We start from the raw sequence: 11,571 nt of genomic DNA on the forward strand, positions 1-11,571 counted from the left end.
AGTAACAATTTAAGATGCAAGCTCGCGTATTAGCAAGCGGCGTTTTGCAATCGCCTGCCTTCATTTCATGACGTCAATTTTCTTTCCTGTACGCGTTGGGTCATTGATTGTTGCAATGGGTAATTAACTACCTCACCGCTACGATGCAAACGGCGCCTGCTATCGGCTCTTTCTCTCATGCAGGTACCGACGATGACTGATTTCGCCCTTCAAAACCCTCATCAGCAACTGATCCAGGAACAGCTACCGGCCTGGGCCAGAACGATGCAACCTGAGCACTGGCGGCGCTTGCGCGAGAGCGTGCAGCCCGAGCAAGGCCTGGAGGGTCAAGCGCCATGGTTCGCCAATGCTGCACCCGATCTGCGCGAAGCAGTGCTTGCCAGCCAGCGCCGCCTGGACGACTCGCAGTACCAACTGGCGCGCGCCATGGCGGGCCTGCAGAACGTTGCTGAATTCGCCGAAGCCTTGCTCGAGCAACGACTGAAGGCCGAGCACCAACTGTCGGTGCCGCTGCGCAGTACCCAGCTCATCCATATTCAACACAGGTTCAGTTTCGGCACCTACGTCACCGGCCACAAAGCGACCAGCCTGCTCGAAGCCGCCCTGCACAACTTCGAAGAGCAGCCCACGTTCAGCCACGGCAGCGCCCTGGTACTGGACGGTGATGCGCAGTTCGAAGCCACCACGGTCGTCGGCCAGACCACATTGGGCGACAGCGAAACGCTGGTCGATATCGACCTGCCGTCCGAGTCATACCGTATCGACCCGCTGCCGCTTGCTCCCAGCGGCTACGCCCGCAGTTGCCGGGACCTGGACATTGGGCAGCGTTATCAGGAACACCTGCAGGCGATCTTCGAAACGCCCTCAAGCCCTGTACGCGCGGCCTTCATGACGACCCTGCGTGACCGCCTGCGCCTTGCCGCCGACATGGCCTTGCTGCGCCACACCATTACCGGCGCCGGCCGTGATGTCATTGAACAACTGCTGGCGCAGGCCCCCGTACGCTGCTGGCAGCCATCGCTGTTCGGCATCGCGCTGCACGAAGTGCTGATCATCGACGCCGGCACGGCGGGTTTGTTGGTGTACCTGCCCGGTGATGAGCAGCGCCTGCTGCAGTTTCCCGGCCTTGCCGGCGTGCATGCACATCTCGCCACCCACTTGCTGCAAGCGGATTACCGACGGGGTTTCCAGCGATACGTCTCATCGTTGCAGTGCTATCGTTTCCTCGACCTGTTGCACCAGAACCTCGACGCCGCAGGTAACAGCCCCGCAGATCAACGGTGGTCGATGCGCGAGGGCGCCGACCTGCACCTGGCCCTTGCCCCCATCGAGGCGCCACTGCTGGCTTTCCTCTATGGCGATCATGTGGCACGCCTGAAGGCCGAGGCCGCAGCCGTGGCAGTGCCTACCGCAGAGGTCGACAGGCAAGCGCACCAACGGCGCATCGCCCAGTGGCAAAGCATGGGGCTGGACGCACTGATGGTTGCAGGTTTCTTCATACCCGGGGTTGGCACCCTGTTGACAGGGGTCATCGCCTGCCAGTTGCTTGGGGAGGTGATCGAGGGTTACCAGGCTTGGAGCATTGGCGACCGCCACCTGGCCTTGCAGCACATTGAGGCGGTAGGCCTGAACCTTGCTGCGATCGGCGGTTTGCATGCAGCAGGCAAGGTGCTGCCCAGGCTGTTCAACAGCGCGCTGATGGAAAGCCTTGAACCGGTGAAACTGCGGGACGGCAGCCGACGGCTCTGGCGTACAGACCTTAAGGGCTATGCGAGCAACGTGCAGTTACCTGCAGAACTTGAAGCCAACCCGCAAGGGTTGCGAACCCACCAGGGCAGACAATTCATCCGCCTGGATGGCCAACACTATGAAATTGCCCTGGACGGCACCGACCAACGCTGGAGGATCGTCCACCCCAGTGACCACGAGGCCTACCGGCCGCTGCTGGAACACAACGGCGAAGGCGCCTGGCGCGCGGAACACGAGGCACCTCAGGACTGGGCCGACAGCCAGTGCGTGCGCCGCCTGGGCTTGCCTGTGGATGCACTGGACGATGCGCAACTGCAACAGGCCATGGTCATCAGTGGTGTGGACCGGGCACGTTTGCAGGCAGTACACCTGGCCGGTGAAGCCACCCCTGCACTGCTTGCCGATACGCTGGAGCGTTTTACGCTGGCGAAGCAAATGCCCGAGCTGGACGGCGCAGCACTGACGCGTATTTACGGCCGTACGACAAGCGCCGCCGAGCAGCGGATGTGCGATACCTACGCGCCATTGACCCCACCGCTTGCCAGGCGTCTGCTGGCTCGGCTCTCACCGGAGGCGTTGGCCAATTGGCAAGCGCAAGGAGCGTTACCGGCCTGGCTGCACCTGGAAGCCGAACAGATCACCCGGGATCTGCCATTGGTCCGTGCCCTGGAAGGCCTGTATCAGCCGCGCCTGGCCAACCGCGACAGCGAACGCTTGCTGCTCGCCTGCATGCAACGGTACTCCGGCTGGCCACAGCAGTTGCGCGTTGAGATCCGCGAGGCCACGCCAAAGGGCACCGTGCTGGCGGCCATCGGCGACGAACAGGCCAACGAGCGTTGCCTGTTGCTCAGGTCGGGTCAAGGCTACGAGGTCTTCAATGGCGAACGCCCGGTTGCCGGGCCAGTGCATGCCGATGCGTACCAGGCGCTGTACGACGCAGCGCCACCAAACCTCAAGCGCGCGTGGGGCAGTGCTGGCGCGCTGGGCGAGCGCACGCAGCGCCTGGCCGCTGCCGAGCGGCGCAAGTGGCCGATGCGCCTCTGGGGGCCACAGGCCAAGCGCCCTACCCCGCGCCACAGGTTGCGCGGTGGCGCACCTGTCACTCCACTGGCACCCGCCTCACCGTTCTTCAACCAAAGCGTGCCGGCGCGCTTGCGCAGGCTCTACCCCAGCATCACCCAAGAGCAGGCCGAGCGCTTACAGGCAGACTGGCGTAACACGATGCGCTCTGCAGAGACAGAATTGCGCATTCGTGAAGACACCTTGACACAGTTGCGCACCGACCTCGATCGATGGGCAACGGCCGTTCCCCGGCGCCAGCCCGCCGTGCGCAGGATTCTCAACGCCTGGCAGCAAAATTCGATACGTGTGCTGTCCACCGGCCAACGCATCCACTCCCTGGATCTGAAAAACTTCGAACTGGAAAACAGCGACTTGGCTACCCTCACGCTGCCAGCAGGTTTTAACCACGTCGCGGACCTTGACCTCAGCGGTAACAGCGCACTGAGCGAGTTGCCCGCACACTGGCTGCAATGCCTGCCCGAACTGCAGCGCCTGACCTTGAGCCGTTGTCGCTTCGCCGCGGTTCCAGAGGTTCGGGTACCTGGCAACCTGCAATGGCTTGACCTTGAACATAACCGCATCAGCTGGGACGCACGCTCACAGGCAGCACTGGAGCGACTGGACGGGTTGAGGGTGCTGGATCTCTCCGAGAACCCGTTGCTCCACGCGCCGAACCTGCAGAACCTTCCAGGGCTCGGCTCGGTGTTCATGGTCAACTGCGGCTTGACCGAACTCCCCCAAGGCCTTCAACGACTGGAGTCGGTGCTGATCATCGACCTGTCCGAGAACCAGTTCCAGCGTCTTCCACAGGGGTTCACCCTGCCCGCGGCCAACGCCAATGCCTTGGCCCTGGAAAGCCCGGCGCTAGGGCTGCCCATTCGCGAGCAGATTGAGGATTACTTCCAGCTTCATGGAGCTGACCTTCTGGTATCCGATATCGACTACCAGACGCTGTTGGCCAATGCCAGCGCACAGCGACTGCGCTTGTGGTCGCGCGTGCCGTTGCACTACCGGCGAGAGCTGCGCCAGCTGATCGAGGACATCACCGATTTCGATGACTTCGATGCAGGCCTGGAGGCACTGTGGCGCTGCCTCGAACGCATGGATGCAGACCCCGCTTTTCGCGATCTGGCGCTAGACTCGCCGGCGGCCTTGCTGCTGGATCTCTGAGCCGCTTCAGGCACTGCCCTGGCGGCCCCGCTCGGCACGGGTCGCCAGCCAGCGCGCAAGGTCCGCCGCCGGCATTGGCCGGGCCAGCAGATAGCCCTGCCCCTGGTCGCAACCGGCGTTGCGCAAGAAGTCATACTGTTCCTGGGTTTCAATGCCCTCGGCAGTGATCCGGAAGCCCAACGCATGGCCCAGGTCGATGATGGCCCGGGCCACGGCCACTGCATCGTCATCGTCCGGCAGGTCTTTGATGAACGCACGGTCGATCTTCAGGTGATCGATCGGCAGCGCTCGCAAATAAGCCAGTGACGAATAACCCGTGCCGAAGTCGTCCACCGCCGTGGTCACGCCCATGGCCTGTAATTGGGCCAGTACCTCACAGGCCTGTTGCTGGCTTTCCATCAGCAGACTTTCGGTGATTTCCACTTCCAGCAGGCTCGGCGCCAGGCCATGACACTCCAGCGCCTGGGCCAGGCTGGAGACATAGTCGCTGCGTTCGATCTGCAGCGCCGCCACGTTGATCGCCATTGGCCCGGGTACGCGGTCCTCGTCGCGCCAGGCGGCCATCTGCGCGCAAGCCAGCGCCAACACGCGCTCACCCAGCGGAATGATCAGGCCCGTGCGCTCTGCCAGCGGGATGAACTCGGCCGGTGACACCAGGCCATGAACAGGGTCCCGCCAGCGCAGCAATGCTTCGACACCCTGCAGGCAGCCGCTGAACAGGTCGACCTTGGGTTGATACCACAGCTCGAACTCGTTCGCCTGCAAGGCACGGCGCAGGTTGCGCTCAAGCTCCAGGCGCTGCTGCAGGCGGGCAGTCATGTCGGTGTGGTAGGGGCGCCAGGCGTTGCGCCCGCTTTCCTTGGCTGCATACATCGCCGTATCGGCGTGACGCAGCAGGCTGCCGACATCCTCACCGTGCTGGGGGCACCTGGCCAGGCCGATACTGCCGGTCACCAGTGCGGTACTGCCATTGAGATCGAACGGGCGTTGCAGGCAGCGCAGCAGGTGAGCCACCTGGTGGCTCACCTGGCCCTGGGTGCCGCGCAACATGAAAACGAACTCGTCGCCGCCAAGGCGGCACACCCGGTCAGGCGCGTCCAGCTCCTGCAAAAAACGCGCGGTGGCTTGCTGCAGCAACAGGTCGCCCATGGCATGGCCGAGGCTGTCGTTCACCTGCTTGAAGCCATCGATGTCCAGCATCAACACAGCCAGACCATCGCCCTTGAGAATGGCATCGGCCAGTTGCTGCTGGAACAACACGCGGTTGGGCAAGCCGGTGATGGTGTCGTAGTGGGCCAGCCGCTCAAGTTGCGCCTGGGAGCTGCGCAGTTCTCGATTGCGTTGCTGCAGCTGGCGTTGCTTGCGGTTGATCAGGGCCAGGAACAGGCTGGTCAAGCCCGTACAGGCCAGGGCGAACCAGAGCAGCGGCGAGACCAGAGGGCTGGCCATCAGGCCGTCAGGCTGGCGCTGCACGTCCAGATGGCCCAGCAGCACCGACAGGGCGATCCCGGCCAGGGCGAAGCCCACCGGCATCAGGCTGCCAAGGAAGCGGCGCAGCTGGCCGGTGGGCGGCGGTTCATCAGGTAGTGGGGTATTGGACGGGGTCATAGGCCTTCGTATGCGCTCGATTGCTTATGTATCGGCGCACTGCGGGCAATATTGAGCCAGACTGGTATTTTTCTTTCGCCGGGTGCATCCTCGAAGCTGAAGCGATTCACCTACCCAGACTTGTGAGGTGCAGTACACATGGACCACCTGCTCGATTCGCTGTTCCCTGCTGCCGGGGATGTCCCCACGCCTTGGCAGCTGGGTGAACCCCTGGAGCAACGCGATTACCTCGTCAATGGCGAACTGAGGCGCTGGGACGGCCCGCTGGCCACCGTGCGCAGCCCGGTTTGGCTAAAAGAAGGTGACGGCGAGCGACAGGTCATCCTCGGCAGCGCCCCGCTGCTCGATGCTGATACGGCACTGACGGCACTGGACGCCGCCGTGCAGGCCTATGACAAAGGCCGCGGCGCCTGGCCGAACATGCGTGTCGCCGAACGCATCCAGCATGTCGAAACCTTCCTTGCGCGCATGCGCGAACAGCGCCAGGCCGTGGTAAAGCTGCTGATGTGGGAGATCGGCAAAAACCTCAAGGACTCCGAGAAGGAGTTCGATCGCACCTGCGACTATATCGTCGACACCATCAACGCCCTGAAAGACCTCGACCGCCGTTCCAGCCGCTTCGAACTCGAACAGGGCACCCTCGGCCAGATCCGCCGCGCACCGCTTGGCGTGGCCTTGTGCATGGGGCCTTACAACTACCCGCTCAATGAAACCTTCACCACGTTGATCCCCGCGCTGATCATGGGCAACACCGTGGTGTTCAAACCGGCCAAATTCGGCGTGCTGTTGATTCGCCCGCTGCTCGAAGCGTTCCGTGACAGCTTCCCGCCGGGGGTGATCAACGTCATTTATGGCCGCGGCCGCGAAACGGTCAGTGCCTTGATGGCCAGCGGCAAGGTCGACGTGTTCGCCTTCATTGGCACGCACAAGGCCGCCAGCGACCTGAAAAAGCTCCACCCGCGCCCGCACCGCCTGCGCGCCGCGCTAGGGCTCGATGCCAAAAACCCCGGCATCGTGCTGCCCCAGGTAGACCTGGACAATGCGGTCGAAGAAGCGGTCACCGGCGCGCTGTCGTTCAACGGCCAGCGTTGCACCGCACTGAAAATCCTGTTCGTCCATGAAGACGTGGTCGAACCGTTTCTCGACAAGTTCCAGCGCAAGCTCGCCGCGCTCAAGCCTGGCATGCCCTGGGAGCCGGATGTGGCCCTGACGCCGCTACCGGAGCAGGGCAAGGTCGATTACCTCGACGCCCTGGTGGCCGATGCCACGGCCAAAGGCGCGCGGGTGGTCAACGAGGGTGGCGGGAACAGTCGCGGTTCGTTCTTCTACCCTGCCCTGCTCTACCCGGTAACCGGTGACATGCGGGTGTACCACGAAGAGCAATTCGGCCCCTTGGTACCGGTGGTGCCCTACCGCGACCTGCAGACGGTGATCGACTACGTGCTCGATTCCGACTTCGGCCAGCAGTTGAGCCTGTTCGGCAACGACCCCAAGACCATCGGCAGCCTGGTCGACATCTTTGCCAACCAGGTGGGCCGTATCAACCTCAATGCCCAGTGCCAGCGCGGCCCTGACACCTACCCCTTCAATGGTCGCAAGAACAGCGCCGAGGGTACCTTGTCGGTGCATGACGCCCTGCGTGTGTTCTCGATACGCACCTTGGTCGCGACCCGCTTCCAGGAAGCCAACAAGGAGCTGATCAGCGAGATCATCCGTAATCGGCAGTCGACGTTCCTCACCACCGATTACATCTTCTGAACGGGCCCTGCTTATAGACAAACGATCTACCTGAGCTGTCGATTTTCGAGCTGCCTGACCGACTTTATGCAACAGGGGCGCAACCTGCCCCTTTCGCATTCATTTCAGAGGAGTGTCGAACATGGCAGCCCGCCCCATTCCCGAAGGCCAGCACAGCATTACCCCGTATTTGGGCATCAAGGATGCCGCCAAGGCCATCGACTTCTACAAGCAAGCCTTCGGCGCGGTCGAAATGTTCCGCCTCGAAGGCCCGGACGGCCGCGTAGGGCACGCCGAGCTGAAGATCGGCGATTCGTCGCTGATGCTCGCCGACCCGTGCGACATGGCGGGCGGCCTGACCTCCAGCCAGTCACTCAGCGGTGTCGCCATTGGCCTGCACTTGTACGTGGAGGACTGTGACAAGGTCTACGCCCAGGCCATTGCCGCCGGGGCCACCCCGTTGCATGAGGTAAAGGACCAGTTCTACGGCGACCGCAGCGGCACGTTGAAAGACCCGTTCGGCAACATGTGGTTCGTCTCTACCCACAAAGAAGACCTCAGCCCCGACGAAATCCGCGCCCGCGCCGCCAAACTGTTCGCAGGCAACCAAGCGACTGGTTGAAAGCGGCGCGACTTTGCCTGAAGCTTGTGGCTCGTAGCTTGGAGCTGCTTCATGCGAATCATCGACAAAACCGCCGCGCAGGTACGTAGCCTGACCCCGGCCGAAGAGGAACTGCTGCAGGCATTCGCCACAGGCACTCTCATTGGCCCCGGCCTGTTACAGGCCAACCAGCTACTGATGAAGGTGCGCAGCGCCAACCAGTGGCTGGCCTGCGATTGCCGCAAGGACGCCCTGCCTGTGCTCAATGTCACCCTCAATGGCAACACCGGCACACTGTTTCTCAAGAACAACCCCGGCACCGCCGAGCATGCACCCGGCTGCCCGTTCAGCAAAGACGAGCGTGAGGCCGCCGAACGCGAGGCGGACCCCGCCCCGCCCGCCGCCTGGCTGGCCCCTGACACGCCACTGCGCCTGCTCGGTGATTTTCGCAAGGCCAGCGAAAACAGTGGCGCTGCCCAGGATGGCAACGAACGCCGAGAGCAACAGCGCCTGCTCTCGCTGCTGCTGACCTGGATCGAAACCAGCGGCCTGAACCTGTATGCCACGCACCTGAAAAAGGATCTCACCGCGCAGTTTGCCGAGCTGCGCAGTGTCGCCAGCCGTTACCCCCTGCTCGAACGCGTGCCCGCCAGCAACTACCTTGAAACCCGGCTGGACATGAAGCACATGATGATGCTCAAGGCCCGCCTGCGCGAAGCCACCGTGTTCGGCAACCATCGCCGCCATGGCCTGTTGCTGGACTGCGTCGAGCAGATCAAGGGGCGCAAGCTGTTCAACAACCGCAGTGAGGATGGCTTCGACTTTCAGGGGCATCACCTGTACTGGGGTGGCAGCCGGGTGTCAGGGCCGCTGCTGGCGCTGATCCTGTACTCGCCCACCAGCGCAGGCAGTCACTTCTACGAGCTGATCCACGTGGCCAGCGTGCCGGTGTTGTCGCGCGCTCACCTGTTCCCGGTTTACCGCGACGAGGAGCGTGAACCGCTAAAGGCCTTGGTGTCGTTGATCGACTGGATGGCCAGCAAGGGGGTCAAGGTGCAGATGCGAAGGCCCGTGATCGGTGGCCAGGTGATGGATGAACTGGTGCTGACCTCCGACCATGACCGCGTGCTGTCGGTGTCGCTGCTGGAGCAGCCGGTCGGGCCGGAACCGGATGCCGAGAATTTCAAGCGGTACGCCGACTTCAAGAGCCTGGAGACATTCCGCAAGTTTGTGGCCGGGTTCTTCATGCGCGAGCGCTGAGCTAGCAGTCGAGGCGGGCCGGCCTATGGCCAGGATGTTGCTGGGCTGTTGCGATCGAGCGCGGCCCGCGCGGCGCTCGATCGCAACAGCGCCCGATCACCCAAGAAACAGCTTGTAAGCAGGATTCTCGGTCTCATCCCAGTACCGATAGCCCATCTCATCCAGCGCCAGCGGCAGCCCTGCCTGCTCATCCTCGGGCACCTCCAGCGCGGCAAACACCCGGGCTTCGGCCGCGCCGTGGTTGCGGTAATGGAACAGGCTGATGTTCCAGCGCTTGCCCAGCCGCTCCAGGAAGCCCAACAACGCTCCCGGACGCTCCGGGAACTCGAAGCGCAGCACCCGCTCATCGGCTCCCGGCGCCGCATGGCCACCCACGGTATGGCGCACATGCAGCTTGGCCAGCTCGTTGTCGGTCAGGTCGAGCACGCTGTAACCCTGCTCGGCGAGGTGTGCCAGCAGTTTCTCCCGGGGGTCGTGCAGCGGGTGCGTTTGCACCCCGACAAACAGGCGCGCTTCCTTGCCGGGGTAGTAGCGATAGTTGAACTCGGTGATCTGGCGCTTGCCCAGCGCCTGGCAGAAGGCCCGGAAGCTGCCTGGCTGCTCGGGGATGGTCACGGCAATGATCGCCTCGCGCTGCTCACCCAGCTCGGCACGTTCGGCCACATGGCGCAGGCGGTCGAAGTTGACGTTGGCACCGGAGTCGATCGCCACCAGCGTCTGCCCCCGTGCGCCTTCGCGGGCCACGTACTTCTTGATGCCAGCGACCGCCAGCGCGCCGGACGGCTCGGTGATCGAACGGGTATCGTCATAGATGTCCTTGATTGCCGCACACAGCTCATCGCTGCTGACGGTCACCACCTCATCGACGAAATGCCGGCACAGTTCAAAACAGTGCGCACCGACCTGGGCGACCGCCACGCCATCGGCGAAGGTACCTACCTGCGGCAGGATAACCCGCTCCCCCGCAACCATGGCGGCCTGCAGGCAATTGGAGTCTTCCGGCTCGACACCGATCACCTTGACCTCGGGGCGCAGGTACTTCACGTACGCGGCGATCCCTGCCACCAGGCCACCGCCCCCGACCGGCACGAAGATGGCATCCAGCGCACCCGGCTGCTGGCGGAGGATCTCCATGCCGACCGTGCCCTGCCCGGCGATCACGTCGGGGTCATCGTAAGGTGGCACGAAGGTAGCGCCTTCGCTGTCGGCCAGGGTCAGTGCATGGGCCAGGGCGTGGGGGAAGCTTTCACCGTGCAGCACCACATGCCCACCCCGCGAACGTACACCTTCGATTTTCAGCGAAGGCGTGGTGGTCGGCATGACGATGGTCGCCTTGATGCCCAGATGGGAGGCCGCCAGTGCCACACCCTGGGCGTGGTTGCCTGCCGATGCGGTGATCACCCCACGCTCGCGCTGAGCAGGGGTCAGGCGCGCCAGCCGGGTGTAGGCACCGCGGATCTTGAACGAGAACGTGGGCTGCAGGTCTTCGCGCTTGAGCAATACCTGGTTGCCCAGGCTGGCGGACAACGCCGGCGCCGCTTGCAATGGGGTCTCGATGGCCAGGTCGTACACCGGCGCAGACAAGATGCGCCGCACCTGCTCCGACAGCAGCTGCTGAGGGGTAAGCGGGGTACGGGGGCTGACGTTGAGGCTGGTCATCGGGTGCAACTCCTTGGCTGTTTTCACGTTGCCCAGGAGTCGAAGAGTAGAAACCCGCCTCCAGGGCGGGTTCGGTGCACGTACGCGCTAGCCCGCCAAACTGATAATGGCGGTAATAATAATGGCGTTCACATGCGGGAAAGTGTTCATGGGGTGGGAACTTATCCCGCTGTACCTTGGCGTGTCAACACTTGGCTTGCTGTGCCGAGAGCGGCACATCGAACACCTTGTCGAAACCCCACTGGAACACGAAGGCATAGACGAAGAAGAACACGAACAACGCCATGTTGGTGAGCAACGCTGCCCACAGGCTGACATCCAGCCAGTACGCCACCAGCGGCAGCAGGATCACCACCAGCCCGCCTTCGAAGCCCAAGGCATGCAGCAGCCGGCGCATGAAGGTACGTTCACGCTGGTGCTGGCGCGCCTCCCAGCGCTCGAAAGCCCAGTTGAAGCCCATGTTCCAGCTCATCGCAATGCCCGACATCAACACTGACAGCACGGTCGACTGGGCCATGCCGGCACCGAACGCCAGTTCCAGTGCCGGCGCCACACAGGCCACGGCGATGGCTTCGTAGAGGATGGCCTGGACGATCTTGCGTGCCTTGCCTTGCATCTTCAGCTCCCTGTCGAAAAGGCCTACCACGTTACTAGAAGCCGCTGGCAAGCAAAAGCCTGAATACCTGGCCCGGCCACGCACAACCGTGCATTGGACAACCCGGCAC

Annotated in this window: 7 protein-coding genes; 4 read left to right on the plus strand and 3 right to left on the minus strand. The window is 63.2% G+C overall.

Features of this window, described 5'->3' with window-relative positions; translation table 11 throughout:
- The first annotated feature begins 192 nt into the window (after window positions 1-192).
- The gene (locus tag JOE27_RS05400; RefSeq protein ID WP_204918137.1) at window positions 193-3,981 is read left to right on the plus strand and encodes a DUF6543 domain-containing protein; all 3,789 of its coding nucleotides are present in this window, start codon (window positions 193-195) and stop codon (window positions 3,979-3,981) included.
- Between the two features lie 6 nt (window positions 3,982-3,987).
- Here the strand turns inward: JOE27_RS05400 and JOE27_RS05405 are convergent, their stop codons facing one another.
- Entirely contained in the window at window positions 3,988-5,589 is a 1,602-nt protein-coding gene (locus JOE27_RS05405; RefSeq protein ID WP_115274609.1) for an EAL domain-containing protein, read from the minus strand.
- Between the two features lie 138 nt (window positions 5,590-5,727).
- Here JOE27_RS05405 and JOE27_RS05410 point away from each other — a divergent pair, with 138 nt between their 5' ends.
- The 3 genes from JOE27_RS05410 to JOE27_RS05420 all read left to right on the plus strand — a co-directional run bounded on the left by JOE27_RS05410 (window position 5,728) and on the right by JOE27_RS05420 (window position 9,187).
- Window positions 5,728-7,347, plus strand: a complete 1,620-nt coding sequence (locus JOE27_RS05410; RefSeq protein ID WP_204918139.1) for an NADP-dependent glyceraldehyde-3-phosphate dehydrogenase — start codon at window positions 5,728-5,730, stop codon at window positions 7,345-7,347.
- Between the two features lie 121 nt (window positions 7,348-7,468).
- Window positions 7,469-7,948, plus strand: coding sequence for a VOC family protein (locus JOE27_RS05415; protein WP_046785979.1), 480 nt, complete (start codon window positions 7,469-7,471; stop codon window positions 7,946-7,948).
- 51 nt (window positions 7,949-7,999) lie between these two features.
- Window positions 8,000-9,187, plus strand: a complete 1,188-nt coding sequence (locus JOE27_RS05420) for a hypothetical protein (RefSeq protein ID WP_204918141.1) — start codon at window positions 8,000-8,002, stop codon at window positions 9,185-9,187.
- A gap of 96 nt (window positions 9,188-9,283) precedes the next feature.
- Here JOE27_RS05420 and ilvA read toward each other — a convergent pair whose 3' ends face one another.
- The gene (gene ilvA, locus JOE27_RS05425; RefSeq protein ID WP_080952106.1) at window positions 9,284-10,846 is read right to left on the minus strand and encodes a threonine ammonia-lyase, biosynthetic; all 1,563 of its coding nucleotides are present in this window, start codon (window positions 10,844-10,846) and stop codon (window positions 9,284-9,286) included.
- Between the two features lie 184 nt (window positions 10,847-11,030).
- Complete coding sequence (locus JOE27_RS05430) at window positions 11,031-11,462, minus strand: PACE efflux transporter (RefSeq protein WP_115274604.1); 432 nt, start codon at window positions 11,460-11,462, stop codon at window positions 11,031-11,033.
- Window positions 11,463-11,571: the final 109 nt, after the last annotated feature.

This window comes from Pseudomonas sp. M5, from assembly GCF_016907075.1.
GTDB lineage: Bacteria > Pseudomonadota > Gammaproteobacteria > Pseudomonadales > Pseudomonadaceae > Aquipseudomonas > Aquipseudomonas putida_E.

Excerpts from the sequence above, each read along its gene's own strand:
- JOE27_RS05410 (WP_204918139.1), top strand. The coding sequence starts at position 5,728 with ATGGACCACCTGCTCGATTCGCTGTTCCCTGCTGCCGGGGATGTCCCC.
- JOE27_RS05430 (WP_115274604.1), bottom strand. The coding sequence starts at position 11,462 with ATGCAAGGCAAGGCACGCAAGATCGTCCAGGCCATCCTCTACGAAGCC.
- JOE27_RS05420 (WP_204918141.1), top strand. The coding sequence starts at position 8,000 with ATGCGAATCATCGACAAAACCGCCGCGCAGGTACGTAGCCTGACCCCG.
- ilvA (WP_080952106.1), bottom strand. The coding sequence starts at position 10,846 with ATGACCAGCCTCAACGTCAGCCCCCGTACCCCGCTTACCCCTCAGCAG.
- JOE27_RS05405 (WP_115274609.1), bottom strand. The coding sequence starts at position 5,589 with ATGACCCCGTCCAATACCCCACTACCTGATGAACCGCCGCCCACCGGC.
- JOE27_RS05415 (WP_046785979.1), top strand. The coding sequence starts at position 7,469 with ATGGCAGCCCGCCCCATTCCCGAAGGCCAGCACAGCATTACCCCGTAT.
- JOE27_RS05400 (WP_204918137.1), top strand. The coding sequence starts at position 193 with ATGACTGATTTCGCCCTTCAAAACCCTCATCAGCAACTGATCCAGGAA.